Consider the following 21,030-nt stretch of genomic DNA (forward strand, 5'->3'; position numbering starts at 1 on the left):
CAGCGCGGGGCGTGCCGAAACGGCGCGGTGCACGACTCTGCACACGCGGAAAACCGCGGCCCTGTGGGCGCGGGAAACGGGGGAACCTAGAGGCTAAAGCCCGGTGCCGGCGGCCCGCGATGGCGCAGCGTGGAGGCGAACACCCCGAGCGGCACCAGCGCACGCGGCTGTTCGGCTCGCGGCGGCAGCGGGACCGTGCGCGGGGAGGCAATCGGGGCCAGCTTATACAGCCAGGCGATCAGGGCCAGGGCGGCGAGCACCAGCAGGGAGCGCATCAGCGCCTCCCCCTGGTACAGCGCAAAAACGGTGAGGGCCGCGGCGAGCGCGTGCGCGCCCCACATGAACGGGCCCAGGTGGGCGGCGTGCTCGGCGGCCGAGACGGTGGCGACGATGTCCACATCGGCGGGGGCGTGCTGGTGACCCAGCCCACTCATCGGCGCATTCTGCACCCGACCGCCGGCACCCAGCACAAACAGGATGTGGAAGAACGCCTGGCTGATCAGCACCGCGAGCGAGAGCCGCGCCGCCGAGAGCTTCTTGCCGGCCAAGAAGACCGAGACCACCATCGAGAGCACCAGCGGAACCACGACACCCACGGCACCGGGCATCGACGCTCCGGCACCCACGTGGGAAAGGAGGGCCACAAAGGTGGCGATCCCGGCCGCTAACAGGCCGCGGATCAGCCGCTTCCCGCGTGCGCCGTCCATACCCGCCATTCTACGGGCTTGTTCGCTCTGGGCAGACTCGATCCCCCTAACCGGTGTCTGGAAACAACAAACCGGGTCCCGTCGAGTGTTCGACGGGACCCGGTGGTGCTGCGCTTAGGGGCTAGCGTCCCGCGTTCCGGGCGGCCTCCTCGATGGCCGCATCGGCCTCGGCGGCCTCCTTCTCCTGGGCGTCACCGGCGATACCGGCGGTCAGGGTCTTGCCCAGGAAGAAGTCGGGGTGGCGGAAGCGCTGGATGATCATGATGACCACACCGATCAGGATGACCGTGATGCCCAGCACAAACACCAGGCCCATGCCGAAGACGCTGGAGCCCGAACCGTAGTCGGGGTCGAAGCTGTCCACCATCGTCATCACAAACAGCACCGCGAGAATCAGTCCACCCACACCCGGGAACAGGAACTGCATAAAGAAGTTCCGGACGCTGGAGAACCACTGCTTCCGGAAGTACCAGACGCACGCGAACGCGGTCAGGCCGTAGTAGAAGCAGATCATGATGCCCAGCGCGGTGATGGTGTCCTGCAGCACGGCCTCGGACACGATCCGCATGACCGCGTAGAACACCGAGGCGCACACGGCCGAGACGATGGTCGCAAACCCCGGGGTGAAGTACTTGGGGTTGACCTTGCCGAAGCGGGCGGGCAGTGCGCCGTAGTGGCCCATCGCCAGCAGCGTGCGCGCCGGACCCACGAAGGTGGACTGGAGCGAAGCGGCCGAGGAGGACAGCACGGCGATCGAGACGATGATCGCCAGCGGGCCGAGGATCGGCCCGGCGAGGAAGAAGAACGCGTTCTCCTGAATCTCGGGGTTCTGCAGCCCGGTGCCGGTGGTGCCGACGCCGGCGAAGGAGATCATCGCCACGGCCAGCAGCAGGTAGAGCACCACCACGAGGATCACGGCGAAGGTTGCGGCCTTGCCGGGGGTCGAGCGGGCACCCTTGGTCTCCTCGTTCATGGTGAGGATCACATCCCAGCCCCAGAAGATAAACAGCGAGAGCGAGAGTCCGGCGGCAAAGGCGGACATGCTGCCCACGCCGAACGGGTTGAACCACTCGAGCTGGATCGGGGTGAAGTCCACCGCCTCGCCGTCATAGGCCCGCACCAGGGCGACCACGATGAATACCGCGAGCACCAGAATCTGGAAGCCCACCAGCACGTACTGGAACTTCTGGGTGGTCTTCATATCCCGATAGGACACCATCGTGGCCAGGGCCACAAACACCAGACAGGTGACCACGTTGATGATCGGGTTCTTGGTCAGCGCCGCCAGATCCGGGTTTTGGAAGATCTGCGAGAGCGCCAGGTAGAAGAAGTCCACGGCGATGCCGGCGAGATTGGAGAGCACGATCACCGTGGCGGCGATCAGTCCCCAGCCCGACATCCAGCCCAGCCAGGGCCCAAACGCGCGCACACCCCAGGTGAAGGAGGTGCCACTGTCGGGCATCCGGGAGTTGAGTTCGCGGTAGCCGAAGGCCACCAGCAGCATCGGGATGAACCCGACCAGGAAGATCGCCGGCACGTGGGTGCCGACCGCGCCCACGGTTGGGCCGATCGCTCCGGTGAACGTGTAGGCCGGGGCGATGCAGGAGATACCGATGACGATCGCACCGATCAGGCCGACCGATCCGGCCCCCAGTCCCTTCTTGGACAGGCCCGGGGTGGCCTGGGTGTCGGCGCTCATGATCCGGCTCCCTGCGAGAGGACCGAGTCACGCGGCACGACGCTCATCGGCACGGGCAGCTCGCGCAGCATCTTCGATGCGGTGGATCCGATAAACAGGTGGGCGGGACGGGCCAGTCGGCTGGAGCCCACCAGCACGATCTCGTTGGGATCCCACTCCACCGACAGCACCGCATCCTCGATGCGCTTGCCGGTCACGATCTCGGTGGTCACCTCGATGCCCTCGGGCAGCGCCTCGCGCGCCCCGGCCTGCACGGCCTCGGCGTGGGCGTGAGCCCGCGCCTGGGCCTCGGGGTCCTCTGCCCCCTCGGGCGCATCCAGTGCCACCACCGAGAGCAAACGCAGCGGAATCTTGGCGGTGGCCGCCAGGTTGACGGCGGCGTTCAGCACGTTCTGCGCACCGGCGCGCAGACCGATCGCCGCGGTGACCCGGGTCAGGGTCGCGTTCGGGTCGGCGGTCTCGGCGAAGCCGGCCGGGGCAAGCGCCACCGGAACCGGGGAGGAGTGCAGCAGCGCGTTGGCCACCGATCCGACGCTAAACCGGCCGAAGATGCCGCCCCCGGCACCCACGATGATCGCGCGCACGTTGAGCTCCTCGGCGGCGAGGATCAGGCCCTCGGAGAATGACTCGGCGTAGACCACGTGGTGGCGGGCCTCGATGTCCGCCGGCAGGGTCGCAATCGCCTGGGTCAGCCAGCTCTCGGCGAGCTGATGCTTATACAGGTTGAATCCCGGTGAGGTCGGAACCAGCTGGTTGCGCTCCTCCCGGTCGAGGACCAGGACCAGGTCCAACCCGGCACCGCGCGAACGCGCCAGCCGGGCCGCGAGGGCCAGGGCATCGGCCCCCTGTGGGGTATTTGTGTAGCCGACAACGTATCGCATGAGAGCGCTCGCTTTCTTCACTGAAAAGGGGAGGCCGAGGGCGGGGTGCGGTTGCACCCCGCCCGAATATCACATCCTGTGTTGTGATCCGTGGTGGATCGTTGAGGGACTGCTACTTGGAGTCGTGCCGGGCGATGATCGCCTGGGCGGTGTCGTGACCGACGCGAATGGCGCCGTCCACGTGCTGGAAGCCCTCGGCCGCCAGATCGGAGGAGGACCAGTAGATCGGTCCCACCGGGGTCGACTGCATCGCGCCATAGCGCGCCAGACCACCCATGTCGAACGAGGTGGCGTAGGCCCCGCGGGTCCACTCCTCGCTGCCCCAGTCCGACTCGTAGTACACAACCGGGTTCTGGGCCTTCTCTCCGTAGTAGGCGGCCAGCGAGTCGAGGATCGCGGCCTTGCGGGCCTCGGCATCCTGCATGAACACCTTGTCGGCGTGCTGGTCGGAGACGAATCCCACCAGGGTGCCGCGGGGGTCCTCGTGGTTGGTGTTGTCATACGCCTCGTGCACGAGCTGGTACGGGCTGAAGACGGTACCGGAGAGGCCGTCCTCGCGCCAGAACGGGGTCTCGTACACCGCGTGCACCTTGATCACCAGACCCAGCGACATGTGCTGGTGCATCTGGTGCTTGAGGCGCGGCAGCGGCGGCTGGTAGTCGACCCGCGAGTACAGGTTCGGCGGCACGGCCATGATCGCGTACTGCGCCTTGACGGTGATGCCGTCGGCGATCGCGGTCACCGAGTCCTCGGTGTACTCCAGGCGGCGCACCGGCTGGTTCAGGAAGACGTCGTCCCCGAGGTTTTCGGCCAGGCGCAGCGGCACCTGCTGGAGGCCACCGATCACACGCTTGTCGAGGATGAAGTCCTCATCCACCAGGTTGGAGAAGCTGCCCGCCGAGGCGGCCATCAGGATCGCCTGCAGCGCCGAGAAGGCGTGGCGGGGCTTGGTCAGCATCGCCTCGGCCACAAACAGGCCGATGTTGTCGCGGGCCTCGATGTTGTCGGTGTTTTCCTCGAGCCAGGCCTGCCAGGTGATCGAGTCGAGCTCCTGCGCCCGCGGGTGTGCCCAGGGCTCGGTGGCCCCGACGCTCTCGGCGAGCTCGTCCAGGATCACGATCAGGCGGTCCATTTCGGCGGCGGTCTCGGCGTCCACCGGGAAGCGGTCACCGCTGTAGCGGGTGTGCTTGCCGTCGCGGCCGATGTAGATCGACTCGCCCTCGCGGTAGCGCGAGAAGGTGTCGAGCTTGAGGTTTTCCAGGGTCTCGATCAGCGCGGTCTGGTCCGGGGACACCCACTGTCCACCGATCTCCAGCATCGCACCCTCGATGGTGTCGGTCCAGAGACGTCCGCCCACCCGGTCGCGTGCTTCCAGCACCGCGACGCTGAGGCCGCGAGCCTTGAGGTCGGTCGCGGCGGTAAGCCCCGATGCCCCCGCACCGATGATGACGACGTCACGTGTGATTTCGGTCATGTTGCTTCCTTTCCTAAAACCGTCAACTAGCCTTCGAGGCTGGTCATGACGTGCTTGATCCGGGTGTAGTCCTCGAAGCCGTAACCCGAAAGATCCTTGCCATAACCCGACTTCTTGAACCCCCCGTGCGGCATCTCGGCGGTCAGCACGATGTGGGTGTTGATCCACACGCAGCCGAAGTCGAGGTCGCGGGCCAGACGCATCGCGCGCGAGTGGTTGGCGGTCCAGACGCTCGAGGCGAGGGCGTATTCGACGTCGTTTGCGAGTTCGATAGCCTCCTCCTCGGTGTCGAAGGCCTGCACGGTGAGGATCGGGCCGAAGCTCTCCTTCTGCACCACGTCATCGTCCTGCTTGACGCCGGTGATCACGGTCGGGGCGACGAAGTAGCCGGTCTCCCCCACCCGCTTTCCGCCGGCCGCCACGACCGCGTGAGCGGGCAGGCTGCCGAGGATGTCGAGCACCTGGGCGAAGTGGTTCTTGTTGTTCATCGGACCGTAGAACGCGTCGGCGTTGTCCGGGCCCGCGGTCACCGTGGCCTCGGCCGCGGCCACCAGCGCCTTCACGAACTCGTCGTGCTTGGAGCGGTGCACGATCACGCGGGTCGCGGCGGTGCAGTCCTGACCGGCGTTGAAGTACCCGGCCTCGGCGATGCCCTGGGCGGCCGCCTGGATGTCGGCGTCCTCAAACACCACGGTCGGGGCCTTGCCACCGAGTTCGAGGTGCACACGGTGCAGGTTCTTGGCGGCCGAGGTGGCCACCGCCTGGCCCGCCCGCACCGAACCGGTGATCGCAACCAGACCCGGGGTCTTGTGCTCGGTGAGCAGGGTGCCGGTGCTGGCATCCCCGAGGACCACGTTGAAGACGCCGTCCGGGAGGATCCCGGCGGTGATCCGGGCGAGCTCCAGGGTCGACTCGGGGGTCGTGTCCGAGGGCTTCAGCACGATCGTGTTACCGGCGGCCAGAGCCGGACCGATCTTCCAGATCGCCATCAGGAACGGGTAGTTCCACGGGGTCACCTGGGCGACCACGCCGATGGGCTCACGCCGCACAAACGAGGTGAATCCCTCGACGTACTCGGCCGCGGCCTTACCCTCGAGGTTCCGGGCGGCACCGGCGAAGAAGCGCAGCTGCTCGGCACCGGTGAGGATCTCCTCGGCGCGCACGGTCTCGATCGGCTGACCGGTGTTGCGCACCTGAGCGGCAACCAGGGCATCCTGGTTTTCCTCGATCGCGTCGGCGAGCTTGAGCAGCGCCGCCTGACGCTGACTCGGGGTGCTGCGACGCCAGGTGGCAAACGCGGTCTTGGCGGCGGCGAAGGCCGCATCCACATCGGACTCCACCGACACCGGGGCGTGGGAAACCACGTTTTCGGTGGCCGGATCGATCACGTCGAGGATGGTGGTTCCGGCCACGTCCACAAACGCGCCGTTGATAAAGTTCTGCAGCTTCTCGGTCATGCTCTTCTCCCGTTTCGCTCTAGCCCAGCGGGGCCATCGTGTACTTGGTGGACAGATACTCGTGAATACCCTCGGAACCGCCCTCGCGACCGATCCCCGACTGCTTAACCCCACCAAACGGTGCGGCGGCGTTGGAGAGCACTCCGACGTTGAGGCCCATCATGCCCGTCTCCAGCGCACCAATCAAGCGTTGTGCGCGACCCTGGTCGGTGGTAAAGACGTAGCTCACCAGGCCGTACTCGGTGTCATTGGCGGCGGCGATGGCCTCGGCCTCGGTATCAAAGGTGGACACCGCGAGGACCGGTCCGAAGATCTCCTCGCGCAGGATGTCGGATCCCGGGGCCACACCACTCAGCACGGCGGGAGCGAAGTAGGATCCCTCGCCCTCGATCGCGGTGCCACCGGTGTGCAGGGTCGCGCCGCGGGAAACCGCGTCGTTGACCAGGGCCACACACTTGGCGACCGCACGGTCATCGATCAGCGGGCCGATCTGCACGCCCTCCTCGGTGCCGCGGCCGATCTTCATCGCCTGGACCCGCTCGGTGACCCGCGCGGTGAACTCCTCGGCGATCGAGGAGTGCACGATGAAGCGGTTGGCGGCGGTGCAGGCCTGGCCGATGTTGCGGAACTTGGCGGCCAGGGCCCCCTCGATCGCCGCATCCAGGTCGGCGTCCTCGAAGATCACGAACGGGGCGTTGCCGCCGAGTTCCATCGAGGTGCGCAGCACGTTGTCGGCGCTCTGACGCAGCAGCGCCTGACCCACCCCGGTCGACCCAGTGAAGGAGAGCTTACGCAGACGCGAGTCGGAGATGATCGGGGCCGAGAGCTCCTGCGAGCGCGAGGTGGTGACCACGTTGACCACGCCGGCGGGCAGGCCCGCATCCACCAGCAGCTGCGCGAAGGCGAGGCTGGTCAGCGGGGTCAGCGCGGCGGGCTTGAGGACCACGGTGCAACCCGCGGCAAGCGCCGGGGCGATCTTGCGGGTGGCCATGGCCAGCGGGAAGTTCCACGGGGTGATCAGGAAGGTCGGGCCCACCGGCTGCTGGGACACGATCATGGTGCCGGTGCCCTCGGGGTTGGTGCCATAGCGACCGGTCAGGCGGGCAGCCTCCTCGCTGAACCAGCGCAGGAACTCGCCCCCGTAGGTGACCTCACCGTTGGCCTCGGCCAGCGGCTTACCCATCTCCAGGGTCATCAGCAGCGCGAATTCCTCGCGGCGCTCCTGCAGCAGGTCAAACGCGCGGCGCAGGATCTCGCCACGGGCGCGGGCCGGGGTCGCGGCCCAGTCGGCCTGGGCGGCGACGGCGGCATCCAGGGCCGCGGCACCGTCCTCGACGGTCGCGTCGGCGATGGAGACCAGGGCCTTGCCGGTTGCCGGGTCGAGTACGTCGAGGGTAGAGCCGTCCGACGCATCGCGCCATTCGCCTCCGATGAAGAGTCCGGTGGGGATCTTCGCCAGCAGTTCTGCTTCGGTAGTCATCGGTCTGATTCCTTTCTAGGCGTTGGCGAGGGCGTCGAGGACGATGCTCAGGCCCTCGGCCAGCAGCTCCTCGGAGATGGTCAGCGGCGGCAGGAAGCGGATCACGTTGCCGTAGGTGCCACAGGTGAGCACGATCACGCCCTGGTTGTGGGCGGCCTTGGCGATCGCACCGGTCAGGGCCGCGTCGGGCTCGCCGGTCTCGGGGTTCACAAACTCGATCGCGATCATCGCGCCGCGGCCACGCACGTCGCCGATGCGGGCGTCGGTGGTCTGAGCGGCGAGGAAGGCGGAGGTGATCTGCTTCTCGATGCGCTGGGCGGCCTCGATCAGCCCGTCCTGCTCAAACGCGTCGATGCTGGCCAGGGCCGCGGCACAGGCCAGCGGGTTTCCGCCGTAGGTGCCGCCGAGGCCGCCGGTCTGCGGGGCGTCCATGATCTCGGCGCGGCCGGTCACGGCGGACAGCGGCAGACCGCCGGCGATACCCTTGGCGGTCACGATCAGGTCGGGCTCGATCCCGAACAGCTCGGAGGCGAACATCGCGCCGGTGCGGGCAAATCCGGTCTGCACCTCGTCGGCGATGAAGACCACGCCGTTCTCCGTGGCCCAGGCAGCCAGCGCGGGCAGGAAGCCCTCGGCGGGAACGATGAAGCCACCCTCACCCTGGATCGGCTCGATGATGATCGCGGCCAGGTTCTCGGCCCCGACCTGCTTCTCGATCTGCGAGATCGCGATCTTCGCAGCCTCGGCTCCGGTGCGGTTGCCGTCGCGGAAGGGGTAGCTCAGCGGGGCGCGGTAGATGTCGGAGGCGAAGGGACCAAAGCCGGACTTATAGGGCTGGTTCTTGGCGGTCAGCGCCAGGGTCAGGTTGGTGCGACCGTGGTATGCGTGATCGAAGGCCACCACGGCGGTCTTGCCGGTGTAGGAGCGGGCGATCTTGACCGCGTTCTCCACGGCCTCCGAACCCGAGTTGAACAGCGCCGAACGCTTGTCGAAGTCTCCGGGGGTCAGCCGGTTGAGCTTCTCGGCCACCTCGACGTAACCGTCGTAGGGGGTGATCATGAAGCAGGTGTGGGTGAAGGCCTCGAGCTGGGCGGAGACGGCGGCAACCACGCGGGGGTTGGCGTTTCCGACACCGGTCACGGCGATGCCCGAGCCCAGGTCGATCAGGGTGTTGCCGTCCACGTCGCGGATCACGCCACCGAAGGCGGCCTCGGCGAAGACGGGCATCGTGGTGCCGATGGCGTTCGAGACCGCGGCGCGCTTACGCGCCATCAGTTCCTGCGAACGGGGACCGGGGATCGAGGTGACCAGGTTGCGGGCCTGGGTCAGGTCTGCTCCGCGTGCGGGGGTCTCGGACATTGAACACTCCTTGTTACTTGTGGCGTTTAAGGGGATGCGCAACGGTCGGACGTGTGACCGCCCGGAATGGTCCCTCTGCGCACCATCTGCCCCCAGACTAGGCAGGGTTCCCCGCGCCGCGCCTCGACAATCTGTCAAAGCTCTGGTGAATTCTTCGCCATATTGGCAGAGCGGGATAGGCTGGCATCATGTCACTCACCGTGGATCGCCTGCTCCGAATCCCCGCCCTCGGGCTGCGCCGGATCGTGGACATCCCCGCCGCCCAGAACATCCCGATCGACTGGGTCTCCAGCTCCGACCTCGCCGACCCCACCCCGTTCCTCGCGCGGCACCAGGTGCTACTCACCACCGGCAGCCAGTTCCTTGCCGAATCCGAGGAGCGGCGCCCGGTGATCAACGGCACCCGCACTGGGCTCGCGCTGATCACCGACTATGAGAGCTACGTGCAGCGCCTGGTCGCGGTCGGGGTCGCGGCCCTCGGCTATGGCACCGAGGTGCTGCGCCCGGACATTCCGGCGGCGCTGGTGCAGGCGTGTGACACCCACGGGCTGACCCTGTTTGAGGTGCCCTACCGCACCGCGTTTATCGCGGTGATCCGTGCCGCCGCCGACGCGCTGGCCGCCGCCGCCGGGGAGCGACAGGCCTGGGCGATGAACGCGCAGCGGGCAATCTCGTTTGCCGCGCTGCGCCCCAACCCGCAGCGTGAAATTTTTGTCGAACTGGCCCGGCTGCTGCACCGGCCGGTGTTCCTGTTTAGTGCGCCCGGACCCGCCCTGTCCCGGTTCGGACCGCCGCTGGACCCACCGGCGATCGTGACCGCCGAGGCGGCGGCGCTGCTGGAGCGCGGGCAGCGCGCAGCCACCACGATCCAGACCCCGGCGGGCACCGTGAGCCTGCAAACCGTGGGACGGCGCGAGGACCTGCGCGCGGTCCTGGCGATCGTCGGACCCGCCCCCGACCCGGCCGAGCAGAGCGTGATCACCAACGTGGTCGCCCTCACCGGGCTCGCCCTGGAACAGGGACGCGGGTTGCGCCGGGGTCGCCGGGCGCTGCGCTCGGGCGCACTGGAGGCGCTGCTGGATCAGCGACCCTCGCTGACCCGGCTGGTCCTGCAACACATCCACGAGGCGCTGCCGCCCGAGCCCGTGCGGGTCGCCGTCTGGCACCCGGGCCACGGGGCGGGCAACCCGCTGCTTCGCGAGCTGGACGAGCGAGCGCAGACCGCCCCGGGGTGGTGCTTCTTTGCCACCCGGGGACGGGAGATTATCGCGCTGCTGCCCGCCGAGGACGCGGGCGCACGGATCGCCGAGCTGGGCACCGCCCGGGGCCTCGCCGGCGGGCTCTCCGATCCGCTGGGCTACGCCAACCTCTCCGAGGGCATCGATCAGGCGCGGCGTGCGCTCGCCGAGGACCCGCACTCCCCCGGGGTCACCGCGTTTGCCGATATCGGCGGGCAGGGCATCACCGAGCTGCTCTTCACCGACGCCGTACGCGAGCGCGCCCACGAACTCCTCGCCCCGCTGCGTGCCCACGACGAGGCCCACGGCACCGAGCTGATCGCCGCGCTCACCAGCTGGCTCGAACACAACGGCCAGTGGGATCCGGCGGCCCGCGAACTCGGCATCCACCGGCACACCCTGCGCGCCCGCATTTTGCTGATCGAGAAGCTCACCGACACCCCGCTGGACACCATGTCCGCCCGCACCAACTACTGGCTGGCGCTGCGAGCGTAGGCGACGCACGCGCCGCGGGTTTAGGGCTGCGCGTCGATATTGCCCATGGTGATGTCGGTCAGCCGGACCGATTTATTATCAAAAACCATCTCCACCGGGACGCTGGTGCTCCAGTTCTGGTTTGCGGTCACCATGTGGCGGGTGATGGTGAGCGTGATCGACAGCGTGCTGCTCCCCTCGCCGTCGCCGCCCGAGTTGATGCCGCCCTCGGAGAACACAAGAACCGAGTCGATTTTTCCGTCCCAGGCCCCGTTGGTCTGCAGGGCCACCGCGTCCTTCTTGAGGGTCGCGGTGATCGTCTCCAGCGCGGCGCGCCCCGAAGCGGTGGGGTTGAGCGCGGCGGTTGTCAGCTGATCGGCGGCATCGGGCGTCTGCGCGATATAGAGGGTGTCCAGGGTCTCCTGGAGCGAGGATTCAAACGCACCCACCAGGTCCTGCGAGCGCTCGGTCACCGCCGGTGCCGCGGCGAGGCCATCATCGTCGGGGCGCGGCCACATCAGCCACACGGCCGCCCCCACCACCACGGCCACGGCCGCCCCGGCCACCACGCGCACAAACCAGCGGGATCGGCGTGAAGCCAAATTGCCCGCCCCCAGGTCCGGTCGCTCATTTTTTGCCCACGGTGCAATCGGATTACTCACTCAGTTTCCCCCAGAACCACGGCGCCCCACGGCGCTCATAGTGCGACCATACTATAGGCATAACGATCGATAGGATTCGAACATGAATGGTTCACCGAGGGGTCCTCACGATGCCGCCGCCGAACGGGGGACAGCGCTGACCACGATGCGCACGGGGATCATGGGAACCATCGATCGCTCACCGCTGAACCGCACCTTTATCCTCGTCCCGGCCATTATCGGAATTGTGGTGCTCGCCGCGGCCCTCGCCTGGTACCTGATCTCCGGCCCCGGGTCCGCGGAGAAAAAGCAGGCAGTGGAGCTGTCGACGGCCAGCATCTCCGAGCCACTTGCGATGGAGTGGCCGGCCGAACTCGACACTCCCCAGGGAGCCTTCAGTGTGCGTCCGGTCTCCCCCGATACCCCGGGAGGCGGCGAGTTTGTGCTGCTGGCCAGCACTCTCAATCACTACGCGGGCTTTGGGATCGACCACCTGCGCGGCGCGTTTATCGGCGCCGATGGCACGGTATTCCGAGACAGCACCATCGCACCGTTTACCGGCACGGTTCGCCTGGAGGCGGAATCCACAACCCCGCTGCTGTTCACCGTGGAAACGGGCGGCAAAACCCTCGGCGACGGGCACCTGGCCTTCTGGATGGATGACGCCCCGGACGCCGTGGTGTACTTCACCGTGTCCCCATAGGGCGGTGCCGTCCGCCCCCGAATCGGGGGCCTGTGTACACCCGACGGTATCCCTAGGATGGGGGTATGAATGAGGATCCCGAGGTACGTCGCGAAGAGGAAGCGGAACCGCCCCTGTCGGGTGGCGAGATGGGAATGCTGGGGACCGGGGAGCGTTCCCCGACAACCCGTTCGTTTGTGTGGATCCCCGCAATCATCGGCATCGTGATCGTTGTGGTGGCCATCATCCTGACGCTGATTTTCACCTCCGGGAATCAGCCCAAGGCACAGAGCATCCAGCTCTCACCGGCAAGCGTGTCCGACCCGCACCTGATCAACACCGATGTCGATCTGGAATCCCCCCAGGGTCAGTTCCTGTTCCGGATCATGGATCCCTCCACCGCCAAGCCGGGGCAGTTCACCCTGTTGGCTAGCCAGGTGAACCACTACTCAGACTTCGGCGGGGACCACCTGCGCGGAGCCTTCATCTCCGCGGACGGCACCGTGAATACGAATGTGACCCTCACCAAGTCCGGCACCAAGACCGATCTCGGCTACGGCGGAAACACCCCCTACGTCATCGACGTGCCCACCCAGGGCGCACCTCTCGGCACCGGTTTTCTGGCGTTCTGGCTCGACCAGTCGGCCGACGATGTGGTCTACGTCTCCGTCAACAACTAGCCGCATCACGCGAGCGCTCGGCAGCAATAACGAGCCGCATCACACGAGCGCTTGGCGCGGTGAAAACCCGCGCAGCCATGCGTCCATCTGCGCGTAGGCGCGATCGCGCACGCCGCGTTCGGACAGGAACACGTCGTGCAGGGCCCCGGCCACGCGGGACACGGTGACGGTGGCACCGAGCTTCAGCGCACGTTCGGCGATATCGGAGACCACCAGCACGCTGTCGCTGTGTTTCATACGTTCGTTCCAGCTCGGGGTGACCGTGGAGGAGTCCGAGAGCAGTGTGAGCACCGGCACATCGATCGCCAGGCCGCGAGCCACCTGCGTGTGCCCGGCGAGGATCGTGCGCAGCCATCCCACGGTGACCGGGAACCCGCGCTCGGGACGCCACCTCTCATCGAAGGCCCACTCGCCCTCAAACGCGGCGCTGGTCGCCCGGCTGTAATAGCCAAAGTCCACCCCGGGCAGCGTGACCCGCGGATCGTAGCGCGCGCCCAGGCTCAGCAGCGGTTCCAGGGTGCCGCGACCCAGCTCGCCGCCCTGGAATTCCAGCCAGGGGGCGTTGAGGATGAGCGCGGCGAGGCGTCCCGGATGCCGGTTCGCCCAGAGGCTCGCGGTGAGCCCGCCGGTGGAGTGCGCCACAATGATCAGCCGGCGGGTGGGCGCGGCCCCCTCGCCATGGCCCATGATCGTGAGCGCGGCCTCGATATCGGCATCGTAGGTGGCCAGGTCCGTCACAAACCCCGGCGCGCGATCGGGACGCATGCTGCGACCGTAGTCACGCAGATCCAGCGCGTGGAAGCGAGCACCGCGCTCATGCCAAAAGTCGGCCAGCTCGGTCTGAAAGAAGTAGTCGGACCAGCCGTGCAGGTAGAGCACATCGGTATCGCGGGCGATCGCCCGCCGCGGCAGCACAAGCCCCGGGCGGGATTCGACGCGTTTGGGCCGGCGGGTATCGCGCACCAGGGTCGCGACCACCTCGCCATGGGTGTCGGTCCCGAGCGGGAGGGTGCGTGCCTCAAAGGGCGCACCGAGCACATCGGTTTCCCAGACGTGCTCGGTCATCTTCACTCCCCCACTCGGAATCGAACCGCGTGGTGTTAGGTTACTCGGCCGCGGGCTCGTCGCGCGAGATGCGAATCATCTCGCCGCGGTGACCCACCTTGATCCGGGCGCGCTCGTGCGGCTCGCCCAGCCCGATCTCGTGCTCGTCCAGGCGGTGCCAGCCGTCGAGGTCGGTGTAGGCCACGCCACGCTCCTCGAGCAGGGCCGGGATCGCCTCCTCCTCGGGGGCCTCCGGGGTCCACCAGGTGGCGCGGTCAGCCAGCACGTTCTCGATGGTCTCCATCGCGTCGGACTTGGTCGCGCCGATCAGGCCGATCGGGCCGCGCTTGATCCAGCCGGTCGCGTACAGGCCGGGAATCTGGTCGCCGTTGATGTCGTGCACCTGACCGCCACGGTTCGGGATCACGCCGCGAGCCTCGTCGAAGGGGATCTGCTCGAGCGGGGAACCGAAGTAGCCCACCGCGCGGTATACGGCCTGAACCGGAACCTCGCGGTACTCGCCGGTGCCCTCAACCCCACCAAAACCGGTGGGCTTGGTGCGCTCATAGCGCAGCGCCGAAACCTTGCCATCCTCACCGAGGATCTCCTCGGGGTTGGCGTAGAAGTGCAGGTGCAGGCGGCGGCTCGACCCCTCCTGGGGCTCCTTGCGCCACTTCTGCAGCACGCGGTCGATGACCATGATCTGCTTATTGGTCGCGATGGCCTCCTGGGAGGCCTCGTCGTAGTCGAAGTCCTCGTCGTAAAGCACCATGTCCACGTCGTTCAGCTCGCCCAGCTCACGCAGCTCCAGCGGGGTGAACTTGACCTGGGCCGGGCCGCGACGACCAAACACGTGCACGTCGGTCACCGGGGAAGCCTTGAGCCCCTCATACACGTTCTCGGGAATCTCGGTGGGCAGCAGGTCGTCGGCGTGCTTGGCCAGCATGCGGGCCACGTCCAGAGCCACGTTGCCGTTACCGATCACCGCGATCTCGCGGGCGTTCAGCGGCCAGGTGGTGGGCACGTCGGGGTGTGCGTCGAACCAGTTCACGAAGTCCGCGGCACCGTAGGAGCCGTCCAGCTCGATGCCGGGAACCTTTAGGTCGGCATCCCGGATCGCACCGGTGGCGAAGATCACCGCGTTGTAGTGCTTCTGCAGGTCTTCCAGGGTGATGTCGGTGCCGAAGCGGACGTTGCCGAAGATGCGGATGTCACCGCGGTCCAGCACGTCACGCAGCGCGTTGATGATGCCCTTGATGCGGGGGTGATCGGGGGCCACACCGTAGCGCACCAGGCCGTAGGGGGCGGGCAGGTGCTCAAACAGGTCGATCGACACGTCGAAGTCTTTTTCGGCTTTGAGCAGGATGTCGGCGGCATAGATTCCGGCGGGGCCGGCTCCCACGATGGCCAGGCGCAACTTGCTCATGTGTCGATATCTCCTTTGTTGGCGTCGGGGGACGCGGGGTTGTGACGAGGGGTGTAGTTAGCTGGAGCGTTCAACGATGGTCTCGGCGAAACGCACGAGAGCATCCTTGACCGGGCCCTTGGGCAGCGGCGCGAGGGCGGCCACGGCCTCCTCCGACCAGCGGTGAGCGGCGGCCAGGGTGCGCGCGGTCACCTCGTGGGCGCGCAGGGCGGCAATCGCCGCGGTGAAGTCTTCGGCGGCCGCGCCGGTGAGTTCGGCCTCGCTGTCGGTCTCGATCCGGGCCACCAGGGCGGCGGCCTCGGGGTCGGTCTCGGCCAGGCGACGCAAGTAGATCATCGGCAGGGTCGCGACGCCCGCCCGCAGGTCGGTGCCGGGAACCTTACCAGTCTCCTCGGGGGCCGGGGAGAGGTCGATCACGTCGTCGATCAGCTGGAACGCGATGCCCACCTTCTCGCCGTACTCGACCACCGCGTCCTCATAGATCGGATCGGCGTGACTGAAGATCACACCGGTCCGCGCCGCGGCGGCGATCAGCGATCCGGTCTTGTCCGAGAGCACCTGAATGTAGTGCGCCTCGATGTCCTCGTCCTCACGCGGACCCACGGTCTCGTGCAGCTGGCCCAGGACTAGGCGCTCAAACGTGCTGGCCTGCAGCTGGATCGCGCGCTCCCCGAGCTCGGCCATGATCTGGCTGGCGCGGGCAAACAGCAGGTCTCCGGTGAGGATCGCGGCCGAGTTGCCCCAGACGGTGTGAGCGCTGGGCACCCCGCGGCGCTTATCCGACTCGTCCATGACGTCATCGTGATACAGCGAACCCAGGTGGGTTATCTCGATCGCCTCGGCTGCCAGCACCACCTCGGGGGTCGTGCCCTCGCCCAGCTGGGCGGTGAGCAGCAGCAGCATCGGACGGATGCGCTTGCCACCGGCCTCCAGCAGGTACCGGCTCATGCTGTCGGCCACCGAGTCGGTGTACGCCAGCTGCTTTTCCAAACCGGCCTCGATGCGCACCAGTCCGGCATCCACCTCGTGGAGCAGCTTCTTGGTGGCGGGGGACGCAAAAATGCGCTCGGTGAGGCCCAGGTGCTGAGACAGACTCGTGATACGAGCCTCGGGTGCGTGATTCACCTTACCCACCCTAGCTGGCCTTGATACCGCGGTGCAGCGCGGTGATACCGCCCGTAAGGTTGCGGTATTCAACGTCGGTCCATCCGGCCTCGCGCATCCACTGCGCGAGCTCGGCCTGGGCCGGCCATGCCTGGATCGACTCGTTGAGGTAGTCGTAGGCATCGGGGTTCGAGCTGGCCAGGCGTACCAGTACCGGAGACACCCGGTGCAGGTAGAAGTCGTAGAGGCCGCGCCAGAGCTTATTCGGCGGGGTCGAGAACTCGCAGATCACCAGGCGTCCGCCGGGCTTGGTCACCCGCAGCATCTCGGCGATGGCCTGCTTGGGGTTGACCACGTTGCGCAGCCCGAAGGAGATCGTGGTGGCGTCAAACTCGTTGTCGGCGAAGGGCAGCTTGGTGGCGTCGGCCTCGACAAAGCTGATCCGGTTGATGTGGCCGTAGCGACGACGCCCCTCGGCGAGCATGCCCGGGGAGAAGTCGGCGGCCACGACGCTCGCGCCGGTTCCGGCGATCGAGGCGCTGGAGGTGCCGGTGCCGGCGGCCAGGTCGAGGATCCGCTCGCCCGGAACCGCGCCGATCGCGCGGGTGGTGACCACGCGCCAGAGTCGATCATTCCCCAGGCTCAGGACGGTGTTGGTGAGGTCGTAGCGCGGAGCTACCTCATCGAACATCGCCGAAACCTGTGTGGGCGCTTTGGAAAGATCGGCCTTATGCATGCTCACTATCCTAGACACTTTCGAGCCGCGGTGTCCGCGCCGGGGCCGTGAATTCGCCCCACTCGGCGGGTGCGCCACATCTCGGCGTGTACTCATGTAAAACCGCCTAGGCTTAGAGGGTGTCCACTCCCGTTATCCCCAGGCTTCATGTCACCACTCGTGCACTGGCCGATCCGGGCACCCTGTTTGGGTTTGCCGACCGCACAAATCCGCTGATGTGGATGCGAGACGGGGCGGGAATCGTGGGCTCGGGCGTCGCCCTGCGACTCTCCACCGCGGGTGAGGATCGGATCACCGACCTGGCCACGCAGTGGCAGCAGATCGCCGAAACCGCGCGGGTTGAGGACGAGGTTGGTCTCCCCGGAACCGGGCTGGTTGCCTTCGGGACCATCGCCTTTTCGGCCGTGTCGAGCGCCGAGAGCGTGCTGATCGTGCCGCGGGTGATCGTGGGACGCTCCGGCGAGCACGCCTGGATCACCCGGGTATCGCTCGAGGGTGAACCCGCCACCGACCCCGACCTGCTGCCCGCGCGCACCCCGCTGGGCCAGAGCCTCACCGCCGACCTGGCCGAGGACCCGGCCGACGCCGAACGCCACCGCGACCTCGTCCGCACGGCCCTCGCCCGGATTCAGCGTGGGGATGTGGCCAAGATTGTGCTCGCCCGCACGGTCACCGGGCGGCTGCCGGCGGACGGCGACCGCCGCCGCCTGGCCGCCGACCTGGCCGCCGCCTATCCGCAGTGCTGGACATATGCGGTGGACGGCATGATCGGTGCGAGCCCGGAAACCCTGATCTCGGTGCGGGATGGATCGCTCTCGCTGCGGGTCCTCGCCGGAACCGCCGCCCGCGGTCACGGTGCCACCGAGGATCGCGCCGCCGCCGAAACCCTGATCGAGTCCCGTAAGGACCGCGACGAACACGCGTTTGCCGTGCGCAGCGCCCTGGCCGCCCTCGCCCCGCACGCCGCCGGGCTGCACGGTCAGGACTCCCCCTTTACCCTGCGCCTGCCCAACCTCTGGCACCTGGCCACCGACATCTCGGGCCGGATCAGCGACCGCGCGAGCGTGCTCGACCTGATCCAGGCCCTGCACCCCACCGCCGCCGTGGGCGGCACCCCGACCCTCGCCGCGATCGACCTGATCAATGAGCTGGAACCCTTCGACCGCGGCCGCTACGCCGGGCCCACCGGATGGGTGGACGCCCACGGCAACGGGGACTGGGCCATCGCCCTGCGCGGCGCCCAGGTGGATGCGGACGGACACATCACCGCGTATGCCGGCGGCGGCATCGTCGCCGGGTCCGATCCCGAGTCGGAGTTCCGCGAGACGGGGATGAAGTTCCGGCCGATTCGCGATGCCCTGTCCTAGACAGCTCAGCGGTTCCGGACAACACTCGAACCCGAGACGCCCAGTCATAGACAACACAGCGGTTCCGGACAACACTCGAACCCGAGACGCCCAGTCATAGACAACACAGCGGTTCCGGACAACACTCGAACCCGAGACGCCCTGTCCTAGACAACACAGCGGCAAGCGCCGCTAGCTTGCGGCCACTCCGACCGCCCAGGAGGCGTCGTCGCGCTCGCCGGTCGCCACGAAACGGCCGAGCAGGCGGGCCCGATACACCCACGGGTTGTGGCTGGCGAGGGTCCGGGCGTTGCGCCAGTGCCGATCCAGCGCACCGCCGGCGCGGATTGCCGAGGCACCCAGCGCGTCAAAGATGATCGAGGTCGCCCGCAGCGCCCCGGGGATCGCCGCAACCTGACCGGAGAACGCGGCCAGCTCGGCCGCCCCGGTCGCCTCGGCCAAGACCGTCTCGGCGGCTACGCGCTGCTCGGGGGTCGCCGCAGAGTCGGCGCGCAGGGCGTTCCGCGCCAGCGTCGCCGCCTCGGCCACCTCCAGGGCCTTCGCCGCGCGCTCGGTGATCGCGTCCAGCGCGAACCCCTGCGCCGCGGCCTCGCCGACCACCTGAAGCAGCTGGGCATCCTCAACCGCGCGATCGGCGTTGCCGTGGCTGTAGGTGCGCGAGCGCGCGGCCAACTGGGCCCCGGCCTCGGTGGCCGCCGCCCGGGCCACCCCGGCGAGGGCGGCCAGGTGGAACACCTGGTAGAAGGCCAGCTGATAGCCGAAGCGCTCGGAGAAGTCGATCACGTCGGCCGGATCCACGGCCGCCTCGGTAAAGACGGTGCCGCCGGAGGCGGTGGTGCGCTGGCCGAAGCCGTCCCAGTCATCGGTGATGACCACGCCCTCCTGGTGCACGGACACGGCCGCGATGACCTGGGTGTCCAGCTCCTCGGAGTGCGCGAGCACGTCGATCCAATCGGCATACAGGCTGCCGGTGGTGTAGAACTTTTCCCCGCTCAGGCGGGTCCCGCTCGCGTCGGAGCGCAGCCGGGTGCCCAGCTCGCCGCGCACGCTCGATCCGACCTCGGTCCAGGCGTTGCCTACCAGATCTCCGCGCAGCGTGCGGTCGATCCACAGCGCGCGGGACCCGGCGTCCGGGCTCACCAGGCGGTCCTCGATGAACGCAAAGTGCCCACGCAGGGCCTGCTCGATATTGGAATCGGCGGCGGCCAGGTCGGCCAGCAGCGCAAACAGCCCGGTCAGGCTCACCCCGAACCCGCCCTCGGCGCGCGGCACCCGCAGGGCACCAAACCCGGCGTCGGCCAGCGCACGAATCTCTGCGGTGGGCAGGCCGCGATCCCGGTCGCGGGCCGCGGCCCCCTCGGCGATCCGGGCGAAGATCGGGGCGAAGACCCGGGCCGGATCGGCATCCGGGGCGATGGCGATGCGGGGACGAACGGGCGAGGTCTGGAGGAGGGTCATGCGCGGCCTTTCACGTGGGGTGCCTCCACGCTAGCCGCGGGTGCGGCGGCGCCGGTCGAGTGTTTCTCAACATGACGCCGCCGCGCGGTGCTACACCTTGCTGGCGAGCAGGGCCGCGCGCGCCTCCTCGACGTCATAGGTGGCCGCGGGCCACTGCGGATCGATCTCCGAGAGCACGTCCACCAGCAGGTGCTGCACGGCCACGCGGGCGTACCACTTGTTGTCGCCGGGCACCACATACCAGGGCGCGTAGTCGGTCGAGGTGCGGGTGAGCGCGATCTGATAGGCCTCCTGATAGTCGGGCCAGACCTCGCGCTCGGTGATGTCGTTGGGGGTGAACTTCCAGTGCTTATCCGGACGATCCAGGCGGTCCAGCAGGCGCTTCTTCTGCACGTCGGGGCTGATCTGCAGCATGATCTTGATGATCCGGGTGCCCGAATCCACCAGCTCCCGCTCGAACTCGTTGATCGCCTCGTAGCGACGCTCGATCTCCTCGGCGGACGCCAGCTCGCGCACCCGCCCGATCAGCACGTCCTCATAGTGCGAGCGATCAAACACGCCGATCTTGCCGTCGGCGGGAACCTGCTTGTGGATGCGCCACAGGAAGTCGTGCGAGAGCTCCTCGGCGGTGGGCTTCTTGAACGAGGCAAGCTGCACCCCCTGCGGGTCCACGGCACCCACGACGTGGCGGACGATCCCACCCTTGCCCGCGGTGTCCATGGCCTGCAACACCAGCAGGACCGAGTCGGTGGCCCCGGTGGTCGCGGCGGCGTGGAGGCGTTCCTGAAGGTCGCTCAGGGTGTCAACCACCCGGGCGAGCTCGGCGACGCCGGCTTTTTTACCGCCCTTGAATCCGGGGGTGGAATCCGTTTCGACCGAGTCGAGGCGGAATCCGGGACCCACCCGGAGGACGTGCTGAGGATCTTCGGACCAGGCTTCGGAGTGGAATGACATGTCCACATTGTGCACCCCGTCGCCGCGGCGCACCAGACCCACCCGGGAATTTGCCCCCGACCGGGGTACGGCGCACCGATTTGCTCCCGGGCTCGTCGGGTACGGCGCACCGATTTGCCCGCGGGATCGTCGGGCACGAGCGCGGGCGCAATCGCGTTCGGCACCGCGG

General features: G+C 67.9%; 18 protein-coding genes. 4 read left to right on the forward strand and 14 right to left on the reverse strand.

All coding sequences use genetic code 11. The features are described 5' to 3' along the window. Positions 1 to 86: 86 nt before the first annotated feature. The 7 genes from C7C57_RS13935 to gabT all read right to left on the reverse strand — a co-directional run bounded on the left by C7C57_RS13935 (position 87) and on the right by gabT (position 9,057). Positions 87 to 707 carry a hypothetical protein gene (locus C7C57_RS13935; RefSeq protein ID WP_051701998.1) on the reverse strand — a complete coding sequence of 207 codons (621 nt, stop codon included), beginning with the start codon at positions 705 to 707 and terminating at the stop codon, positions 87 to 89. Positions 708 to 828: 121 nt separating this feature from the next. Then, positions 829 to 2,406: an APC family permease gene (locus C7C57_RS13940; RefSeq protein WP_187976877.1), complete on the reverse strand. Its 1,578-nt coding sequence runs from the start codon at positions 2,404 to 2,406 to the stop codon at positions 829 to 831. Next, entirely contained in the window at positions 2,403 to 3,287 is an 885-nt protein-coding gene (locus tag C7C57_RS13945) for a universal stress protein (RefSeq protein WP_187976878.1), read from the reverse strand. The genes C7C57_RS13940 and C7C57_RS13945 overlap by 4 nt, the downstream gene beginning before the upstream one ends. 112 nt (positions 3,288 to 3,399) lie before the next feature. After that, positions 3,400 to 4,761, reverse strand: a complete 1,362-nt coding sequence (locus C7C57_RS13950; RefSeq protein ID WP_187976879.1) for an NAD(P)/FAD-dependent oxidoreductase — start codon at positions 4,759 to 4,761, stop codon at positions 3,400 to 3,402. A 26-nt stretch (positions 4,762 to 4,787) separates the two neighbouring features. Then, positions 4,788 to 6,218, reverse strand: coding sequence for a gamma-aminobutyraldehyde dehydrogenase (locus tag C7C57_RS13955; protein ID WP_121689411.1), 1,431 nt, complete (start codon positions 6,216 to 6,218; stop codon positions 4,788 to 4,790). Between the two features lie 19 nt (positions 6,219 to 6,237). Beyond that, a complete protein-coding gene (locus C7C57_RS13960; RefSeq protein ID WP_187976880.1) occupies positions 6,238 to 7,698 on the reverse strand; it encodes an NAD-dependent succinate-semialdehyde dehydrogenase in 1,461 nt (486 codons plus the stop codon). A gap of 15 nt (positions 7,699 to 7,713) precedes the next feature. Then, positions 7,714 to 9,057 (reverse strand): 4-aminobutyrate--2-oxoglutarate transaminase, encoded by a 1,344-nt coding sequence (gene gabT / locus C7C57_RS13965; RefSeq protein ID WP_187976881.1) that lies wholly within the window; start codon positions 9,055 to 9,057, stop codon positions 7,714 to 7,716. A 188-nt stretch (positions 9,058 to 9,245) separates the two neighbouring features. Between gabT and C7C57_RS13970 the strand changes: the two genes are divergently transcribed. Then, positions 9,246 to 10,790, forward strand: coding sequence for a PucR family transcriptional regulator (locus C7C57_RS13970; protein ID WP_187976882.1), 1,545 nt, complete (start codon positions 9,246 to 9,248; stop codon positions 10,788 to 10,790). A 20-nt stretch (positions 10,791 to 10,810) separates the two neighbouring features. Here C7C57_RS13970 and C7C57_RS13975 read toward each other — a convergent pair whose 3' ends face one another. Continuing rightward, the gene (locus tag C7C57_RS13975) at positions 10,811 to 11,431 is read right to left on the reverse strand and encodes a hypothetical protein (protein WP_187976883.1); all 621 of its coding nucleotides are present in this window, start codon (positions 11,429 to 11,431) and stop codon (positions 10,811 to 10,813) included. 82 nt (positions 11,432 to 11,513) lie between these two features. Here C7C57_RS13975 and C7C57_RS13980 point away from each other — a divergent pair, with 82 nt between their 5' ends. After that, on the forward strand, positions 11,514 to 12,113 hold the full coding sequence (locus tag C7C57_RS13980) for a hypothetical protein (RefSeq protein ID WP_187976884.1): 600 nt from the start codon (positions 11,514 to 11,516) through the stop codon (positions 12,111 to 12,113). Between the two features lie 65 nt (positions 12,114 to 12,178). Then, a complete protein-coding gene (locus tag C7C57_RS13985; protein ID WP_187976885.1) occupies positions 12,179 to 12,772 on the forward strand; it encodes a hypothetical protein in 594 nt (197 codons plus the stop codon). Positions 12,773 to 12,811: 39 nt separating this feature from the next. Here the strand turns inward: C7C57_RS13985 and C7C57_RS13990 are convergent, their stop codons facing one another. Genes C7C57_RS13990 through C7C57_RS14005 form a run of 4 tightly spaced genes read right to left on the reverse strand, consistent with a single transcriptional unit; the run spans position 12,812 to position 17,082 of the window. Then, positions 12,812 to 13,837: an alpha/beta hydrolase gene (locus C7C57_RS13990; protein WP_187976886.1), complete on the reverse strand. Its 1,026-nt coding sequence runs from the start codon at positions 13,835 to 13,837 to the stop codon at positions 12,812 to 12,814. A 40-nt stretch (positions 13,838 to 13,877) separates the two neighbouring features. Then, positions 13,878 to 15,242, reverse strand: coding sequence for an FAD-dependent oxidoreductase (locus C7C57_RS13995; RefSeq protein WP_187976887.1), 1,365 nt, complete (start codon positions 15,240 to 15,242; stop codon positions 13,878 to 13,880). A gap of 57 nt (positions 15,243 to 15,299) precedes the next feature. Then, the gene (locus C7C57_RS14000) at positions 15,300 to 16,367 is read right to left on the reverse strand and encodes a polyprenyl synthetase family protein (protein WP_255505701.1); all 1,068 of its coding nucleotides are present in this window, start codon (positions 16,365 to 16,367) and stop codon (positions 15,300 to 15,302) included. Positions 16,368 to 16,377: 10 nt separating this feature from the next. Further along, the gene (locus tag C7C57_RS14005) at positions 16,378 to 17,082 is read right to left on the reverse strand and encodes a demethylmenaquinone methyltransferase (protein ID WP_030149220.1); all 705 of its coding nucleotides are present in this window, start codon (positions 17,080 to 17,082) and stop codon (positions 16,378 to 16,380) included. Between the two features lie 119 nt (positions 17,083 to 17,201). Here C7C57_RS14005 and C7C57_RS14010 point away from each other — a divergent pair, with 119 nt between their 5' ends. Next, positions 17,202 to 18,449 carry an isochorismate synthase MenF gene (locus C7C57_RS14010; RefSeq protein ID WP_187976888.1) on the forward strand — a complete coding sequence of 416 codons (1,248 nt, stop codon included), beginning with the start codon at positions 17,202 to 17,204 and terminating at the stop codon, positions 18,447 to 18,449. A 171-nt stretch (positions 18,450 to 18,620) separates the two neighbouring features. On the opposite strand, the gene C7C57_RS14015 is transcribed toward C7C57_RS14010, so the two are convergent. Both C7C57_RS14015 and C7C57_RS14020 read right to left on the reverse strand, forming a co-directional pair. Then, positions 18,621 to 19,907, reverse strand: coding sequence for an acyl-CoA dehydrogenase family protein (locus C7C57_RS14015; protein ID WP_223144761.1), 1,287 nt, complete (start codon positions 19,905 to 19,907; stop codon positions 18,621 to 18,623). Positions 19,908 to 19,997: 90 nt separating this feature from the next. Then, on the reverse strand, positions 19,998 to 20,861 hold the full coding sequence (locus C7C57_RS14020; protein WP_187976889.1) for a polyphosphate kinase 2 family protein: 864 nt from the start codon (positions 20,859 to 20,861) through the stop codon (positions 19,998 to 20,000). Positions 20,862 to 21,030 lie beyond the last annotated feature (169 nt).

This window comes from Mycetocola sp. JXN-3, assembly GCF_014522285.1.
Classification (GTDB): Bacteria; Actinomycetota; Actinomycetes; order Actinomycetales; family Microbacteriaceae; genus Mycetocola; species Mycetocola saprophilus.